Here is a 16,497-nt window from a genome sequence, read left to right on the forward strand (position 1 = left end):
CCTATACTGGGCGGACTATGGATCACCCTGACACCTGTGTGCCAGACCGCTCGTCCGCCCACGCGGACGCGGCCGGATCGGAGCCTTCCAGTCCCGGTGCCCCGCACCGCCGCCCGGCCCGCCGTCGAGGGGGTGAGGTCGGGTGGAGTGGCTCCTGCTGATCCTCGGCCTGGCCCTGATCGTGGGCACCGGGTTCTTCGTGGCCGTCGAGTTCGCCATGATCGCGATCGACGTGCCCACCGTGCAGCGCATGGTGGACGCGGGTGACCGCGGCGCCGAGCCCCTGCTGCGCTGTCTCAAGTCACTCTCGACCCAGCTCTCCGCGTGCCAGCTGGGCATCACCCTGACCACACTGCTCACCGGCTACGTGATGGACCCGGCGATCAGCCGGCTCATCGACCCGCTGCTGCTCCAGGTGGGGCTGCCGGCCGGCGTGGTGGGCACCGTCTCGCTCGTCGTCGCGATGGTCGTGGCGACCCTGCTCTCGATGCTCCTCGGCGAGCTGATCCCCAAGAACATGTCCATCGCCGAGCCCATGGCGATCGGCCGCGCACTCGCCCGGCCCCAGCTCGTGTTCAGCACCGTGTTCAAGCCGGCGATCCTGGTCCTGAACGGGTTCTCCAACGGCGTGCTGGCCCGCGTGGGCATCGAGGCCAAGGAGGAGATCTCCGGCGCCCGCAGCCCCGAGGAGCTCTCCTCGCTGGTCCGCCGCTCGGCCCAGCTGGGCACGCTCGACGCGCAGACCGCCACGTTCCTGGACCGGACGCTGCGCTTCGCGGACCGCACCGCCGCGGACGTGATGACCCCGCGCATCCGCGTGGAGACGGTGAGGGAGGACCAGGCTCTGCCCGAGGTCCTGGACCTGGCCCGCAGCACCGGCTACTCGCGGTTCCCCGTGATCGGCGACTCCTCGGACGACATCCGCGGCGTGGTGCACGTGAAGAAGGTCGTGGCCGTGCCGCGGGAGCGCCGCGCCGACCTCGAGGCCGGTGCACTGATGACGGAGGTCATCCGCGTGCCGGAGACCGTGCACCTGGACCAGCTGCTGGCCGAGCTGCGCGACGCGAACCTGCAGATGGCCGTCGTCGTGGACGAGTACGGGGGCACCGCAGGGGTGGTCACGCTCGAGGACGTGGTGGAGGAGATCGTCGGCGAGGTCGCGGACGAGCACGACCGCGTCACCCCGGGGGTCCTCCAGACGGCCTCCGGCCGCTGGTACTTCCCGGCGGAGCTGCGGCCCGACGAGGTGCGGACCCAGATCCCGGCCCTCGTGGTGCCGGAGGACGGGGCCTACGAGACCGTCGGCGGGTACATCCTGGCCCGACTGGGGCGCCTGGCGGAGGTCGGGGACGTGGTGGACGTGGACGGCGGCACCCTGACGGTCGAGCGGATGGACGGCCGCCGCATCGAGCGCGTGCGCTTCGACCCGGCCGCTGAGGACGAGGAGACGCGCGCATGAACGGGGACGTCGTCGGACTGCTGTGGCTGGTGGTCCTGTTGGCCGCCAACGCCTTCTTCGTGGCGGGCGAGTTCGCCGTCATGGGCGCCCGCCGGGCGCAGATCGAGCCGCGGGCCGAGGCCGGCTCCCGCCAGGCCCAGGTGGCGCTCTACGCGATGGAGCACGTCTCCCAGATGCTGGCCGTCTGCCAGCTCGGCATCACGGTGTGCTCCCTGCTCATCCTCAACGTGTCCGAGCCGGCGCTGCACCACCTGCTCGTCGTCCCGATGGCCGCCCTCGGGGTCCCGTCCGCGGCGGCGGACGTGACCGCCTTCGTGCTCGCGCTGCTGGTGGTCACCTTCCTGCACGTGACCCTGGGCGAGATGGTGCCCAAGAACGCCGCCGTCTCGTTCGCGGACCGCGCCGTGATGCTGCTGGCCCAGCCGCTCGTGTGGCTCTCGAAGCTGCTGCATCCCGTCGTGGCCGCGCTGAACTGGACGGCCAACCTCGTGCTGCACGCCCTGCGCATCGAGCCGAAGGACGAGGTGGCCTCCTCCTACACGCTCGAGGAGGTGCAGTCGATCGTGGCCGAGTCCACCCGCTCGGGCACCCTGGAGGACGAGTCCGGCGTGCTGCACTCGGCCCTCGAGTTCTCGGACCACCGGGCCGGGGACGTGATGGTGCCGCTCGAGCGGGTCGTCACCGTCCCCGAGGGGATCACGCCGCACGACTTCGAGTGGACCGTGGGCCGCGTGGGCTTCTCCCGGTTCGTGGTCGAGGACCCCGACGGCGGCTACACCGGCTACCTGCACCTGAAGGACGTCCTCACCGTGGGCCCGTCGGGACACGACGAGCCGATCCCGCTCACGCGCGTGCGCTCGCTGGCCAACGTGCGGCTCGAGGACGAGGTCGAGGACGCACTCGCGCTCATGCAGCGCACGGGCTCCCACCTCGCCCGGGTCATCACGCCCGAGGGCGAGACCGCGGGCATCCTCTTCCTCGAGGACGTGCTCGAGGAGCTCGTCGGGGAGATCAACGACGTGACGCAGTCGCCACGTCGGTTCCGGCCCGCGTGAGCGTCGCGCGGGCGGCGCGGTGCTACTGTTGAGAACCGATTTCACACATCCTCCCGACACGAACGAGGTCGCCCCATGCTCCGCCGCCGTCGTCTGCCCGCCCTGACCGGGGCCCTCACCGCGCTCACCCTGAGCCTCGCCGCGTGCGGCGGGACCAGCGGCGACTCCGCGGGCGAGCAGGCCGCGGGCGCCTCTGCTGCCGCCGGGTCCGGCTCGGCCGCGGGCGCGCCCGTGGCCGTCGCCACGACGACGCAGCTCGGCTCCGTGCTCGACCGCGTGGTCGCGTGCGCCGACGCCCGCAGCGTCACGGTGATGGGCCCGGGGGATGATCCGCACGACTTCTCCGCCTCGTCCGCGCAGGTGAAGGACATGGTCTCCTCCGGCCTCGTGTTCTCCAACGGCCTCGGCCTCGAGGGCGGCATGGAGTCCGCCCTCGCCAACGCCGAGGCGGACGGCGCGACCGTCGTCGAGGTGGCGCCCCAGCTGGATCCGCTGCCCTTCGGCGGCCATGACCACGCCGAGGAGGGGGCGGGCCACGAGGGCCATGACCACGGGTCCGAGGACCCGCACGTCTGGATGGACGTCGCCCGCATGGCGAGGGCCGCCGAGCTGATGGGCGACACGCTCGCCCAGGAGCGGGGTGACGAGAGGTTCGCCGAGTGCGGCGCGACCGTGCGCGGGGAGCTCGAGCAGACGGACACGCAGGTCCGGGAGATCCTCGCCGGGGTCCCGGAGGACCGCCGCACGCTGGTCACGGACCACGACGCCTACGGCTACTTCAGCGAGGCCTACGACTTCACCGTGTCCGGCGTCGTCGTCCCGGGCGGCTCCACCGACGGCGAGCCCTCCTCCCAGGAGATCGCCGAGCTCGCCCGGTCCATCCGCGACGGCGGCGCAGACGCCGTGATCACGTCCGTGGGCGCGCGCAACAGCCTCGTGGACACCGTGGCCGAGGAGGCCGGCGACCTGCCGGTCATCGAGGTCTACGAGGGCGGCGTCGGCCCGAAGGACACCCCGGAGGCGGACTACGCCGAGGCCATGCTCCTCAACGCCCGCACCCTCGCCGACGCGCTGGAGGGCTGAGGATGGACTGGCTGCTCGAGCCCTTCCAGATGGGATTCCAGCAGCGCGCCCTCGTCGGCGGACTCATCGCCGTGGTGATGTGCTCGGTCGTGGGCACGTGGCTGGTGCTGCGCGGGATGAGCTTCTTCGGGGACGCGTTCGTGCACGGTGTCCTGCCGGGCATCGCCCTGGCGGTCGTCACCGGTGGCAGCCCCCACCTCGGTGCGGCGGTGGCCGCCGTCGTCATGATGGCGGGCATCTCGCTGGTGCACCGGGCCACCACCCTCAAGGAGGACACCGCCATCGGCCTGCTCTTCGTGGGGATGATGGCCCTGGGCGTGGTGATCATCTCCAAGTCGGACTCCTACACGGGATCGCTCACGTCGATCCTGTTCGGCGATGTGCTGGGGGTCAGCGTGGACGGCATCGTGACCCAGGCGGTCATCGCCGTCGTGGTGATCGCCCTGGCCCTGCTGCTCTACCGGCCCCTGCTGGCACTGAGCTTCTCCGAGGTCAAGGCGCGCTCGCTGGGCATGCGACCGGGGCTGACGCACACGCTGCTGCTGGTGATGATCGGCGCGGCCGTGATCGGTTCGTTCCAGGCGGTGGGCACGGTGCTCGTGTTCGGCCTCCTCGTGGGACCGCCCGCGACGGCGGCGCTGCTGACGCGCAGCGTGCCCCAGATGATGCTCGTCTCCGTCGTGATCGGCGCGGCGTGCGTCGTCACCGGGCTCACCCTCAGCTACCGGCTGGGCACGGCGGGTTCGGCCACCATGGCGCTCATGCCGATCCTGCTGTTCTTCGTGGTGCTCGCCGTCCGCGCCGCCGTGCTGGCGCTCCTGGGCCGGCACGTGCGCTCGCGCGCGCAGCGTGAGCAGGAGGCGCCGGTCGTGGCCCTGCCCGGAGCGGAGGCCCCCCGATGAACGCGTCCTTCCCCGCGGGCGCCGCGGCGACCCCGCCTCCCCTCGCGGTCGCCCGGGCGCTCGAACTGCGCCACGGCTCGCACGTGGCCGTCCGACCCTCCGACTTCACCCTGCCGGCCCGGCGGCTGATCGCGGTGATCGGGCCCAACGGCTCCGGCAAGTCCACGCTGCTGACCGCCCTGGCGGGCCTGAGCGACCCGGCCTCCGGTGCGCTGGAGGTGCTCGGCGAGAACCCGCGGCGGCGCTCGCAGCGCACCTCCTTCGTGATGCAGTCCATCGGCGTGCCCCAGGGAGTGCCGGTGACGGTGCGCGACGTCGTCGGGATGGGCCGGTACCCCACGCTCGGGTGGTTCCGCCCGTTCCGGAAGCAGGACCGGGACATCGTGCGGGCCGCCATGGAGCGCATGCAGGTCGCGGACCTGGCACGGCGGCACCTCGACCAGCTCTCCGGCGGCCAGCGCCAGCGCGCCTACGTGGCCCAGGGCCTCGCCCAGGACCACGACGTGCTGCTGCTCGACGAGCCGATGACGGGCCTCGACATCGTCTCCGCCCGCACGATCGACGACCTCCTCCACGAGGAGCCGACGCGCGGGGTGTCCGTGGTCTACACGACCCACGATCTCGACGAGGCCGCGGAGGCGGACCATGTGGTCCTGATGGGCGGGCGTGTCGTGGCCTCCGGCCCGCCGCGGAACGTGCTCACGGTCGAGAACCTGGACATCGCCTACGGCCGGGGCGCCCTGCACGGGCCCTCCACGGCGGTCGAGGACCCGGCGGACTTCCTGGACGACCCCGCGGGCGGCATCCGCCACTGACCGGGGCCCGGCCCGGGGTCAGGCCGCGCGGGTGCGCCCCTCGGCCCGGCAGCGGGCACACACACCGGTGATCTCCACCGTGTGGTCCGCGTCCGTGAAGCCGTGCTCCGCGGCGACGGCGGTGGCCCATGCCTCGACGTGGGGGGCGGTGACCTCGACGGTGGTCCAGCAGATCCGGCACACCAGGTGGTGATGGTGGCCCTCGTCCTCGCACCGGCGGTACACGGACTCGCCGTCGTCGCGGCGGAGCATGTCCACGAGCCCGTCGTCGAGCTGCTGCTGCAGGGTCCGGTACACGGTGGCCAGCGAGACGCGTTCGCCCTGGTCCTGGAGGCGGGCATGGAGCTCCTGCGCGCTCACGAAGTCCGGGATGCGGTCCAGGGCTCGGTCGACGGCGGCCTTCTGCCGGGTCGCCCGGGGACGGGCGGCACGGGGGCTGGGCTCGGGGGCGCTCACGGTGCTCACGACTCCTTCTGCGGCGGCTGCCGCCTCCTCCGCGCGGTCCGGAACAGGTCCGCGCGGGCCATCCTCCAGGTTATCAGCGACGCCGAAGGGGGCGTGGAGTAGGGTGTCCGGGTGCACAGCGAGACCCCGGACCCATCCCCTGTCCCGGACCGCGACGGCGCCGCCCCCGATCGACCCGACCCGCTGATCGTCGTCGACGAGGGGCAGGGCCGCGTCGTCCCGGCGCCCACGGCGGCCCCGTCCTCGCCCCATGACGCCGGCGGCGACCCCGACGCGGACGCCGACGGCGTCGATCCCGAGGCTGCCGTGCCGCCCACCCTGGTGACGGTGGACGTGCTGGCCGGCTGGCTCGGCCTGGCCCCCGTCGAGGACCTGCCGCCGGTGCCCGAGGGCCCGGCCTACGCCCAGCCGGGACGATGCCGCCCGAACCGGGTGATCCTGCTCGACGTCCGGTTCCGGGCCACGGCGGGCGGGCCCGACCACGCCGCCTATCTCCAGGGCCATCTGCCGGGCGCCGTCTACGTCTCCCTGCCCAGCCAGCTCGCCGGCCACGCCGGCCCGGCGGCGGGGCGTCACCCCCTGCCGGACGCGCGCCAGTTCGCGGAGACCGTGCGGATGTGGGGGATCGACGAGGGCGACACCATCGTGGTCTACGACGACGACCACGGCCTGTCCGCCGCGCGCGCCTGGTGGCTGCTGCGCCACGCGGGGCTGCGGGACTCCATGCTCCTGGACGGCGGCCTCGAGGCGTGGCGCGCCGCGGGCCTGCCCCTGCAGCCCGGCGAGGTCATCCCGGTGCCCGGCACCGCCCGGCCGTCGTGGGGCCGCATGCCCGTCGTGGACACGGCCGGCGCGGAGGCGATGGCCTCCGGCGGTCTGCTCCTCGACGCGCGGGCGGCCGAGCGGTACCGCGGGGAGGTCGAGCCCTTCGACCCCGTGGCCGGTCACATCCCCGGGGCGCGGAACGTGTCCACGGCGGAGAGCATCGCCGAGGACGGCCGCCTGCGGCCCGCCGCGGAGCTGGCGGAGCGGTTCGACGCCGTCGGCGTGGACGACGCCACTCCCGTGGCCGTGTACTGCGGCTCGGGCATCACCGCGGCGCACGCCGTGCTCACCCTGGCCGTCGCGGGGCGACCCGGAGTGGCGCTCTACCCGGGTTCGTGGTCAGCATGGGTCCAGGACCCGTCCAACGCCGTCGCGGTCGGCCCCGAGCCCGACGGCGCGTCCGGCCGGGACTGACGAGCCCCGGGGCCCCGCCCCGCCGACCCCCAGGAGGACCCTCCATGGCCACCGTCTTCAGCAGGATCATCGCCGGCGAGCTGCCCGCCCGCTTCGTGTGGCAGGACCAGACGTGCGTCGCGTTCCTGTCCGCCGCGCCGCTCCAGCCGGGGCACGCGCTCGTGGTGCCCCGTGCGGAGGTGGACGAATGGGTGGAGGTCGACCCGGCGCTGGTCACGCACCTGACGACGGTCGCCCAGCAGATCGGCAAGGCGCAGGTGGCGGCGTTCTCCGCCCGCCGGGCCGGGCTCATGATCGCCGGCTATGAGATCCCGCACCTGCACGTGCACGTGTGGCCCTCCACCTCGCTGGCCGACTTCGACCTGGCCCGCGTGGACAACGCCCCCGATCCGGCGGACCTGGACGCCGCCGCCGCCCGCCTCCGCGCGGCCCTGCGGGACCTGGGCCACGGCGAGGTCGTCCCGCAGGACTGACGGCCCGCGCCGCCCGGGCCCGACTCAGGCGCGCGTGGCCCGGGCGAGCGCCTGACGCACCCGCTTCTCGGAGACCGAGACCGCCGTGCCCAGCTCCTGGGCGAAGAACGAGACGCGCAGCTCCTCGATGAGCCAGCGCACCCGCTCCAGCTCCGCGGGCACGGGCGTGCCCGCGAACCGGGCGCGATGGGCCGCGACGGCGGCGTCGAACTCGTCCTCGAGCCCCTGCACCACCGCCATGTGCTGCCCGTCGCGCTGCAGGTGGCCGCCGGCGTCCAGCCGGTCCAGGCGCGTCAGCATGCCCTGCAGGTAGCGCGGCAGGTGCTGCAGCCGCTCCCAGCCCGTGGCGGCCACGAAGCCGGGGAACACGAGCTGCTCGAGGTGTGCCTTCACGTCCGACAGCGCCGGTGCGAGGGCGAGCGAGACCGAGCCCTTGAGCCGGCGTCGCACCTGCGCGGCCCGGGAGAGCACCTGCTCCACCAGGGACGTGACGGCGAAGACCGTGTCGATCAGGTCGGCCCGCACCCGGTCGAACAGGGCGCGGAACGCGGCCTCGTCGAACGGCAGCTCGTCCCCGACGAGACGGTCCACGGCGGCCTGGGTGCAGTCCGCGACGAGGGAGTCCACCGAGCCGTGCGGGTTCTGGGTGAAGGTGAGCTTCTCCCTGTTGTCCAGGTGGTCCAGCACGTAGCGCTGGGGGCTGGGCAGGGTGGCCAGCAGCAGCCGGATCACCCCGGCCCGGTGCCAGGCCGCCTGGTCCTCCGCGGACCGGGCCACGGTCAGGCCGGCCGCGGGGCCGCCGTCGGGCGTGGTCTCGGGCACCAGGCTCGGGTAGCCCGTGATGGCGGGGCCGCGCGCCCCGGCCGCGGTGGAGACGGTCTTCGGCACCGTGCCGATGCTCCACGAGGTCAGCCCGTGCCGCTCCTCGAAGGCCGGCGTCGCGCCGGACCGCCCGGGGCCCTCCGGGCGACGGCGTCCCTCGGCCCCGGCCCGCGCGTCGGCCTGGGCACGGCCGCCGCGGCCCTTGCCGCGCGGCCCCGGCCGGGCCGAGGCGGGGTCGTCGGTGCCGGCGAGCCGGGCGGCGATCGCGGAGCGGTTGGCCTGCGCGAGCCGGGCCTGCAGCGCGGGCAGGTCCTGGCCGGCGCCCATCACGGCGCCGCGGGCGTCCACGACGCGGTAGTCCATCCGCAGGTGCAGGGGCACCGCGTCCGGGGCCCACAGTCCGGGCTCCACCACCACGCCGCGCACCCGACGCACGGCCGCGGACAGCGCCTCCGGCAGCTCGTCCCGCAGCGGGTCGGCGTGGGCCTCGAGGTCCGCCACGAGCTGCTGGGCCACGTCCGGGGCGGGCACGAGGTTCTTGCGCACCGCCTTGGGCAACGCCTTGATGAGGGCGGTGACGAGCTCGACCCGCAGGCCGGGGACCAGCCATGCGAAGGGACCGGGGGAGACCTGGTTGAGCAGCAGGATCGGCACGGCCACGGTCACGCCGTCGGTGCCGGCCGCGCCGGTCGGGTCGAACGTGTACTCGAGGTCGAGCTCCACGTCGCCGCCGGGCATCGGATACGAGAACGTGGTGGGGAACGCGTCGGTGTCCAGGTCCTCGGCGTCGGCGGTGAGCAGGGCGGCGACGTCGAGGTCTAGCAGGTCCGGCTGCTCCTGGCGCGCCTTCTTCCACCACGCGTCGAAGTGCCGCTCGGAGACGACGTTCGCCGGGATCCGCGCGTCGTAGAAGGCGAACAGGTCCTCGTCCCCGATCCGCAGGTCGCGGCGGCGCAGGCGCGTCTCGAGGGCGTCGACCTCCTCGAGCGCGGCCCGGTTGCGGGCGAAGAACCGGTGGCGCGTGCGCCAGTCGCCCTCCACGAGGGCGTGCCGGATGAACAGCTCGCGGGAGAGCTCCGGGTCGATGCGGCCGTACCGGACCGAGCGGTCCGGGATCAGGGTGACGCCGAACAGCGTCACCTTCTCGCGCGCGACGACGGAGCCCGCCCGCCGCGACCAGTGCGGCTCGTTGTAGGCCCGCTTGACGAGGTGGCCGGCGACCTCCTCGGCCCACTCCGGCTCGATCCGGGCCACCGTGCGCGCCCACAGCCGTGAGGTCTCCACGAGCTCGGCGGCCATGACGAACGGGTGGCGCTTCTTGAACAGGGCGGAGCCGGGGAACACGGCGAAACGGGTGCCGCGGGCGCCCGCGTACTCGCGACGGCGCTCGTCGTAGGCGCCGATCTGCGCGAGCAGGCCGGTGAGCAGGGACTTGTGCACCGCCTCGTGCCGGCCCACCGGGTCCACGGGTCCGGCCTCGACGGTGAGGCCCACGTCCTTGGCGAGCTGGCGCAGCTGGCGCACCAGGTCCTGCCACTCCTGCACGCGCAGCCAGTTGATGTGCTCGCGGCGGCACAGCTTCCGGAACTGGGAGCCGGAGAGCTCCTGCTGCCGTTCGCGCAGGTAGGCCCACAGGTTCAGGATCGCGGAGAAGTCCGAGTTCTCGTCCGCGAACCGGCGGTGCAGCTCGTCCGCGGCCTCACGCTGCTCCGTGGGGCGCTCGCGGGGATCCTGGATGGTCAGGGCCGCGGCGATCACCATGACCTCCCGGACGCAGCCGCGCTCACCGGCCTCGAGGATCATGCGACCCAGCCGCGGGTCCACCGGCAGTCGGGCCAGGCGGCGTCCGACCCGGGTGATGGTGCCCGCGCGGGCGCCGCCGGCCTCGAGCGCGCCGAGCTCGGTGAGCGTGGTGGCGCCGTCGGTGACCTGGCGGCCGTCCGGCGGCTGGACGAAGGGGAACTCCTGGACGTCGCCCGGGGTGCGGGCCACGCCGAGGGAGAGCATCTGCAGGATCACCGAGGCCAGGGAGGTGCGCAGGATCTCCGGGTCCGTGAACTCGGGGCGGGAGAGGTAGTCCTCCTCCGAGTACAGGCGGATCGCGATGCCGTCCGAGGTGCGGCCGGACCGGCCCGAGCGCTGGTTCGCGCTGGCCTGGGAGACGCGCTCGATCGGCAGGCGCTGCACCTTGGTGCGGTTCGAGTACCGCGAGATGCGCGCGGTGCCCGTGTCGATCACGTACTTGATGCCCGGCACGGTCAGGGACGTCTCGGCGACGTTCGTGGCCAGCACGATCCGCCGGCGCACCCCGGCCCCGGCGCGGCCGAACACGCGGTGCTGCTCCGCCATGGACAGGCGGCCGAACAGCGGCAGGATCTCCGTGCCGGCCAGGCGCGTGGTGCCGGCGACGACGCCGGTCAGGTGGTCCGCGGCCTCGCGGATCTCCCGCTCGCCCGGCAGGAACACGAGGATGTCGCCCGGCGGCTCGGCGGCCAGCTCGAGGACGGCGTCGCCGATCGCGTCGAGGGGGTCGCGGGTCTCGGCGGCGTCGTCCGCGTCGTCCTCGGGGTCGTCCGGGGAGGGCTCGTCGGTCAGCGGCCGGTAGCGGATCTCGACGGGGTAGGTACGCCCCGAGACCTCGATGATCGGCGCCGGGACCACGTGTCCGCCGTCGTCGGCCTCCACCGCGTCCGCATGGTCCTCGCCCTCGGCCAGCGGCCGGCCGAAGTGGCGGGCGAAGCGCTCCGGGTCGATGGTGGCCGAGGTGATGATCACCTTCAGGTCCGGGCGCTGGGGCAGCAGGTTGCGCAGGTAGCCCAGGAGGAAGTCGATGTTGAGGCTGCGCTCGTGGGCCTCGTCCACGATGATCACGGAGTAGCGGCGCAGCTGCGGGTCATGGGGGATCTCGGCCAGCAGGATGCCGTCCGTCATGACCTTGACCCGGGTGGCCTTCGAGGTCTGGGCCGTGAAGCGGACCTGGTAGCCGACCGTCTGCCCGATCTCCTCGCCCAGCTCCTGCGCGATGCGCTCGGCCACGGAGCGGGCGGCGATGCGCCGGGGCTGGGTGTGGCCGATCGAGCCGACCTCCCCGAGCCCGAGGGCCAGGCACATCTTCGGCAGCTGCGTCGTCTTGCCCGAGCCGGTCTCACCCGCGACGATCACCACCTGGTGGTCGCGGATCGCGGCCATGATCTCCTCGCGACGCTCCGCCACCGGCAGGTGTTCGGGGAACGTGATCGCGGCGGCGTCGTGGGGTGTCGCCGACGGCTGCGCGGCGGGCGTGGAGGGCGGGGGAGTCTGCGTCATGACGGCCTCCATCCTAGGCGCGCGGGGGCCCGGGCCGACCCGGACGGGGACGAATCGGGGCGGATCTGGGACTGGGGCTGAGAGTTCGAATGTGATTCTCTGGAGCCCATGGACACGAACACCGTCTCCCTGTTAGCGGCGATCGGCCTCTATTTCCTCGCGATGATCGCGATCGGCCTGTACGCCTCCCGCAAGAACACCGACCTCGACGACTACATGCTCGCCGGACGCGACATGAAGCCGTCCGTCGCGGCGCTCTCCGCGGGTGCGTCCGACATGTCCGGCTGGCTCCTGATGGGCCTGCCCGGCGCGATCTACGCCGCGGGCCTGGTCGAGGGCTGGATGGCGGTCGGCCTGACCGTGGGCGCGTGGGTGAACTGGCGCGTGGTCGCCCCCCGCCTGCGCTCCTACACCGAGGTGGCCGGGAACTCGATCACGATCCCGTCCTTCCTCGAGAACCGGTTCAAGGACCGCACGCACATCCTGCGGATCGTGGCCGGCCTGATCATCCTCGTGTTCTTCACCTTCTACGTCTCCTCGGGCATGGTGGCCGGCGGCAAGTTCGTCGAGTCGACCTTCGGCCCCGAGTCCTTCTACGCCCAGGGCATCAGCATCAACTACCTCACCGGCATGCTCGTGGTCGCGGGCATCACGGTGCTCTACACCCTGTTCGGCGGCTTCCTCGGCGCCTCGCTGACGGACGTGGCCCAGGGCGTCCTCATGTTCCTCTCGCTGCTGGCCGTCCCCATCGTCGTGATCCTGACCATGGGAGGCTGGGACGCCGTCGTCGAGGGCATCCGCGCCGCCGACGCCGCCGGCGGCGGAGTGAACCACTTCTCGATGTTCGAGAACGCCACGCTGATCGGCGTCCTGTCCTCCCTCGCCTGGGGCCTGGGCTACTTCGGCCAGCCGCACATCATCGTCCGCTTCATGGCCCTGCGCACCCCGCACGACGCGGCCGTCGCCCGGCGCGTCGGCATCGGCTGGATGGCGCTGTCCGTGTTCGGCGCCGTGATGGTCGCCCTCGTCGGCATCGCCTACTTCCAGGCCAACCCCGGCACCACGCTCGAGGACCCGGAGACCGTGTTCCTGGTGCTGGCCTCGATCATGTTCCACCCGTTCGTGGCCGGCCTGGTGCTGGCCGCCGTCCTCGCCGCGATCATGTCCACGCTCTCCTCGCAGCTGATCGTGTGCTCCTCCGCCCTGGTGGAGGACCTCTACATGCTGCGCGGGCGCACCGGTTCCCCGACGTTCACCCTGTGGCTCGGCCGCATCGGCGTGCTGGTGGTGGCGCTCGTGGCGGGGCTGCTCGCCCTCAACCCGGACTCCTCCGTGCTCGAGCTCGTCTCCTTCGCGTGGGCCGGCTTCGGCGCCGCCTTCGGCCCTGTGATCCTGCTCGCCCTGTACTGGCCGCGGTTCACCTCGTGGGGGGCGATGGCCGCCATGGTCACCGGCGCCGCCGTCGCCTGGGTGTGGTCCGAGGCCAGTGCCGAGACGTGGGAGTGGTTCGGCCTGTACGAGCTGCTGCCGGGCTTCGTCGCCGCCTTCGTGGTGGGTGTGGTGGTGTCCCTCGTGACCCAGCGCTCGCGCCGGGTGCAGCGGCGGATCGACGCCGAGTTCACCGGCGCGATCGACATCGTGGCCGGCCGCGAGCCGGACCCGGACGTGGCCCCGGCCGCCATGACGCGCGACGCCGCCGGGGGCTCGACCGCAGCCGCCGCGGATCCGCGCGCGCAGGCGTGAGGCTCTTCCTCGCGATCCGTCCGCCGAGGGCCGCGCTCGACCACCTCGAGCCGGCCCTCGACGGCGTCCGGGACCGGGCCGGACGCGCGCTGTGCTGGACCGAGCCGGAGCAGCGGCACCTGACGCTGGCGTTCCACCCGGAGGTGCCCGCCGGCGCCGTGGACGACGTCGTCGCCGTCGCCGGCCGCATCGCGGCGGGACATGGCCCGCTGGACCTGCACCTGGCCGGAGCGGGGGAGTTCTCGCACCGCACGCTCTGGGTGGGGGTGGGTGGGCAGGTCCGGGAGCTCGGCGCGCTCCTGGCGGAGCCCTGGCTCGCCGACGACGACGGCCGGGACCGCCGGCGCGCCCACCTCACCGTGGCGCCGGTCTCGGGGGCCGCGCTCCGACCTCGGGGTCGGAGGCGGGGCGAGCCCCGTCCGCCGGCGCCGGCCACCGTCCTGCTGGCCGAGGCCGTGCGCGCGCTCGCCGTGTACCGCGGGCCGGAGTGGACCGCCGACGAGGTCGAGGTCGTGGCGTCCCGGCTCGGCGAGGGCCGGTCCGGCGGGCCGCTGCACGAGGTGCTGGCGACCGTCCCGCTGCGCGGCTGAGGGGCCGACGGGCCGGCCGGAGCGGGAGACCCGCCGGGCCGACCCGGCCCCGGGTCAGCCCTCCAGCGGGCCCTGCACCGCGTACAGGCGCTTGTTGGCGAACTCGTCCACGGCCATGGGGCCGAGCTCGCGGCCGAAGCCCGAGCGCTTCACGCCGCCGAAGGGCAGGTTCGCGCCGGCGGCGGAGGCGAGGTTCACGTTCGCCATGCCCACCTCGAGCTGGTCGGCCACGCGCTTGGCCTCGTCCAGGTCCGTGGAGAAGACGGCGCCGCCGAGACCGTACTGGGAGTCGTTGGCCAGGGCCACGGCCTCCTCGGCCGAGGACACCTTGTACACCACGGCGGCCATGCCGAACAGCTCCTGCGTGTAGGCGGGGTTCTCCTGGTCCACGTCCGTGATCACGGCCGGGGAGACGTAGAAGCCCTCGCCCTCGGGGCCGGAGACGCGCTCGCCGCCCACGTGGACGGTGGCGCCGGCCTCCTTGGCCGCGGCGATCTGCTCGGCGAGCCCGTCGGCCGCGGACTCGGAGGACAGCGGGCCGTAGACGTCGGCGTCACGCGAGGTCGGGTCACCGGGCTTCATCGCCGAGGAGCGCTGGACCAGCTCGTCCACGAAGTCGTCGTAGAGGTCCTCCATGACGATCATGCGCTTGTTCGAGTTGCAGGCCTGGCCCCAGTTGCCCATCCGGGTGGCCAGTGCGTCGCGGGCGGCGGCGCGGGCGTCCGGCGCGGAGAGCACGATGTACGGATCGGAGCCGCCGAGCTCGAGGACGACCTTCTTGAGGTGCCGGCCGGCCTGCTCGGCGACGGCGGCGCCGGCCCGCTCCGAACCGGTGAGGGACACGCCCTGCACGCGCGGATCGGCGATGATCGTGGAGATCTGGTCGTGGGTGGCGAACACGTTCTGGTACACGCCCTCCGGCAGTCCGGCCTCGGTGAAGAGCTCTTCCAGCAGCTGCGCCACCTGGGGGTTGATCTCGGCGTGCTTGAGCAGGATGGTGTTGCCGAGCATGAGGTTCGGCGCCACGAAACGGGCCACCTGGTACACCGGGAAGTTCCACGGCATGATCCCCAGCAGCGGGCCGATCGGCAGCCGCTGGACGAACGCCTCCTGCCCGGAGAACTGCTTGATCGGCTGGTCCGCGAGCAGCTCCTCGGCCTCGTCCGCGTAGTACCCGAAGATCTGGGCGCTGTAGCGCACCTCGCCGACCGCCGCGCCGAGGGACTTGCCCATCTCCGTGGTGATCACCGCGGCAATGTCCTTGGACCGCTCGGCCAGCAGCTCGGAGATCCGCTTCACGACGGCGGCGCGCTCGGCCACCGACTTCCGGGACCACTGCTCGTAGGCGGCCTGCGAGGCGTCGAGGGCGTCGGCGATCTGCTGATCCGTGGCGTTGTCGAAGGACTTCAGCAGCTCCCCGGTGGCCGGGTTGATTGTGCGGTAGCCCTGAGAGGCGGAGGTGGTGGTCATCAGTCGTCACCCTTTCGTGTGGACGTCCTGCGTTGAGTTCCCCATCCTGCCGGAGGCCCCCGCTCACTCCCAGATCCCGGACGCCCCTCTTCGCCACGAGCCGAGAAGGTGGGTGTCCACGATCCCGGCGGCCTCCAGCAGGGCGAAGCAAGTGGTCGGCCCCACGAATCGGCAGCCATGCGCCTTCAGCGCCCTCGCGAGCGCGCGCGACTCGTCCGAGGTCGAGGGGACCTGCGCCACCGTCTCCGGCCGTGGGGTCGCGGCAGGCTGGTGAGCCCAGACCAGCCCCGGCAGGCCGGTGGCGGGACGGTCGCCGTCGCCGTGCCAGGCGGGGCCCGCGCCGGGGGAGCCCGGGTGCAGCGGGGCGAACCGCTCGCCGCGCATCCCGACGACGGCTTGTGCGTTCGCGACCGCGGCCTCGATCTTGCGCCGGTTCCGGATGATGCCGGGGTCCGCCAGCAGTGCCTCGACCTCCGCGTCCCCGAACGCCGCGACGGCGTCCGGGTCGAAGCCCGCGAACACCTCCCGGAACCGCGGCCGCTTGGCCAGGACGGTCCGCCAGCTCAGGCCCGACTGGAACGCCTCGAGCACGAGGCGCTCGAACAGGCCCCGCTCGTCCGTGACGGGCAGGCCCCACTCCGTGTCGTAGTACTCCCGCAGCAGCGGATCCCGTGCCGCCCACGGCGGGCGGGCCCGCCCGTCCTCACCCACGACGACGCCACTCGGCGGCGCCTGTCGCCCGTCGGCCGGTGGATCCTCGGCGAGGGTGGAGACGGGGGCGGGGAGGCCGTCGTCGGCGTGGTGCGCGCTCATGCACCCGAGCCTAAGAGCGGCCCCGGACATCCGGAGCCGGAACGCGACGCCCGGGGACGCAACGCCGTCTGCGGACACCTGTGCAGGAGGCGCGGCCGGACCTCGTCACTCGAGCCGCCCGGCCCGCAGCGGCACGTGCGGCGAGGGGGGGAGATGCTGGGGGCGACCGCGGTCGGGGCCACGCCAGCCGGGAGCGCGCCCAGGGCAGGCCGACCGGCGAGGGCAGGCTCGCGCCGCGCGCGGGGGAGGTGCTCAAGGCCGG

Annotated in this window: 13 protein-coding genes; 9 read left to right on the top strand and 4 right to left on the bottom strand. The window is 73.5% G+C overall.

What is annotated here, in order from left to right:
* Positions 1-142 precede the first annotated feature (142 nt).
* The 5 genes from ACTSKS_RS00570 to ACTSKS_RS00590 all read left to right on the top strand — a co-directional run bounded on the left by ACTSKS_RS00570 (position 143) and on the right by ACTSKS_RS00590 (position 5,314).
* Positions 143-1,459 carry a hemolysin family protein gene (locus ACTSKS_RS00570; RefSeq protein ID WP_041104315.1) on the top strand — a complete coding sequence of 439 codons (1,317 nt, stop codon included), beginning with the start codon at positions 143-145 and terminating at the stop codon, positions 1,457-1,459.
* A complete protein-coding gene (locus ACTSKS_RS00575) occupies positions 1,456-2,514 on the top strand; it encodes a hemolysin family protein (RefSeq protein ID WP_041104317.1) in 1,059 nt (352 codons plus the stop codon). The genes ACTSKS_RS00570 and ACTSKS_RS00575 overlap by 4 nt, the downstream gene beginning before the upstream one ends.
* Before the next feature lie 75 nt (positions 2,515-2,589).
* Entirely contained in the window at positions 2,590-3,597 is a 1,008-nt protein-coding gene (locus tag ACTSKS_RS00580; RefSeq protein ID WP_041104319.1) for a metal ABC transporter substrate-binding protein, read from the top strand.
* A gap of 2 nt (positions 3,598-3,599) precedes the next feature.
* Positions 3,600-4,499 (top strand): metal ABC transporter permease, encoded by a 900-nt coding sequence (locus ACTSKS_RS00585; protein WP_041104321.1) that lies wholly within the window; start codon positions 3,600-3,602, stop codon positions 4,497-4,499.
* Positions 4,496-5,314 (top strand): metal ABC transporter ATP-binding protein, encoded by an 819-nt coding sequence (locus ACTSKS_RS00590; RefSeq protein ID WP_141842605.1) that lies wholly within the window; start codon positions 4,496-4,498, stop codon positions 5,312-5,314. The genes ACTSKS_RS00585 and ACTSKS_RS00590 overlap by 4 nt, the downstream gene beginning before the upstream one ends.
* Before the next feature lie 18 nt (positions 5,315-5,332).
* Here ACTSKS_RS00590 and ACTSKS_RS00595 read toward each other — a convergent pair whose 3' ends face one another.
* Positions 5,333-5,779 carry a Fur family transcriptional regulator gene (locus ACTSKS_RS00595; protein ID WP_036381728.1) on the bottom strand — a complete coding sequence of 149 codons (447 nt, stop codon included), beginning with the start codon at positions 5,777-5,779 and terminating at the stop codon, positions 5,333-5,335.
* 111 nt (positions 5,780-5,890) lie between these two features.
* Between ACTSKS_RS00595 and ACTSKS_RS00600 the strand changes: the two genes are divergently transcribed.
* Together ACTSKS_RS00600 and ACTSKS_RS00605 are read left to right on the top strand one after the other, a co-directional pair.
* The gene (locus ACTSKS_RS00600) at positions 5,891-7,018 is read left to right on the top strand and encodes a sulfurtransferase (protein WP_036381724.1); all 1,128 of its coding nucleotides are present in this window, start codon (positions 5,891-5,893) and stop codon (positions 7,016-7,018) included.
* A 44-nt stretch (positions 7,019-7,062) separates the two neighbouring features.
* Entirely contained in the window at positions 7,063-7,491 is a 429-nt protein-coding gene (locus ACTSKS_RS00605) for an HIT family protein (RefSeq protein ID WP_036381721.1), read from the top strand.
* 24 nt (positions 7,492-7,515) lie between these two features.
* Here ACTSKS_RS00605 and hrpA read toward each other — a convergent pair whose 3' ends face one another.
* Positions 7,516-11,619, bottom strand: coding sequence for an ATP-dependent RNA helicase HrpA (gene hrpA / locus ACTSKS_RS00610; protein WP_036381718.1), 4,104 nt, complete (start codon positions 11,617-11,619; stop codon positions 7,516-7,518).
* Between the two features lie 108 nt (positions 11,620-11,727).
* On the opposite strand from hrpA, the gene putP reads away from it, so the two are divergent.
* Positions 11,728-13,362 (top strand): sodium/proline symporter PutP, encoded by a 1,635-nt coding sequence (gene putP / locus ACTSKS_RS00615; protein WP_442927201.1) that lies wholly within the window; start codon positions 11,728-11,730, stop codon positions 13,360-13,362.
* Entirely contained in the window at positions 13,359-13,952 is a 594-nt protein-coding gene (locus ACTSKS_RS00620; RefSeq protein ID WP_049147185.1) for a 2'-5' RNA ligase family protein, read from the top strand. The genes putP and ACTSKS_RS00620 overlap by 4 nt, the downstream gene beginning before the upstream one ends.
* A gap of 54 nt (positions 13,953-14,006) precedes the next feature.
* On the opposite strand, the gene ACTSKS_RS00625 is transcribed toward ACTSKS_RS00620, so the two are convergent.
* A complete protein-coding gene (locus ACTSKS_RS00625; RefSeq protein WP_063190325.1) occupies positions 14,007-15,422 on the bottom strand; it encodes an NAD-dependent succinate-semialdehyde dehydrogenase in 1,416 nt (471 codons plus the stop codon).
* Between the two features lie 63 nt (positions 15,423-15,485).
* Complete coding sequence (locus tag ACTSKS_RS00630) at positions 15,486-16,235, bottom strand: DNA-3-methyladenine glycosylase I (RefSeq protein WP_063190326.1); 750 nt, start codon at positions 16,233-16,235, stop codon at positions 15,486-15,488.
* Between the last annotated feature and the right edge of the window lie 262 nt (positions 16,236-16,497).

Source organism: Micrococcus sp. TCR-5 (assembly GCF_052220525.1).
Lineage (GTDB): Bacteria > Actinomycetota > Actinomycetes > Actinomycetales > Micrococcaceae > Micrococcus > Micrococcus luteus.

What these genes read in the sequence shown, in the direction of transcription:
- ACTSKS_RS00575 (WP_041104317.1), top strand. Translation starts at nt 1,456, where the DNA reads ATGAACGGGGACGTCGTCGGACTGCTGTGGCTGGTGGTCCTGTTGGCC.
- putP (WP_442927201.1), top strand. Translation starts at nt 11,728, where the DNA reads ATGGACACGAACACCGTCTCCCTGTTAGCGGCGATCGGCCTCTATTTC.
- ACTSKS_RS00590 (WP_141842605.1), top strand. Translation starts at nt 4,496, where the DNA reads ATGAACGCGTCCTTCCCCGCGGGCGCCGCGGCGACCCCGCCTCCCCTC.
- hrpA (WP_036381718.1), bottom strand. Translation starts at nt 11,619, where the DNA reads ATGACGCAGACTCCCCCGCCCTCCACGCCCGCCGCGCAGCCGTCGGCG.
- ACTSKS_RS00625 (WP_063190325.1), bottom strand. Translation starts at nt 15,422, where the DNA reads ATGACCACCACCTCCGCCTCTCAGGGCTACCGCACAATCAACCCGGCC.
- ACTSKS_RS00580 (WP_041104319.1), top strand. Translation starts at nt 2,590, where the DNA reads ATGCTCCGCCGCCGTCGTCTGCCCGCCCTGACCGGGGCCCTCACCGCG.
- ACTSKS_RS00585 (WP_041104321.1), top strand. Translation starts at nt 3,600, where the DNA reads ATGGACTGGCTGCTCGAGCCCTTCCAGATGGGATTCCAGCAGCGCGCC.
- ACTSKS_RS00605 (WP_036381721.1), top strand. Translation starts at nt 7,063, where the DNA reads ATGGCCACCGTCTTCAGCAGGATCATCGCCGGCGAGCTGCCCGCCCGC.
- ACTSKS_RS00630 (WP_063190326.1), bottom strand. Translation starts at nt 16,235, where the DNA reads ATGAGCGCGCACCACGCCGACGACGGCCTCCCCGCCCCCGTCTCCACC.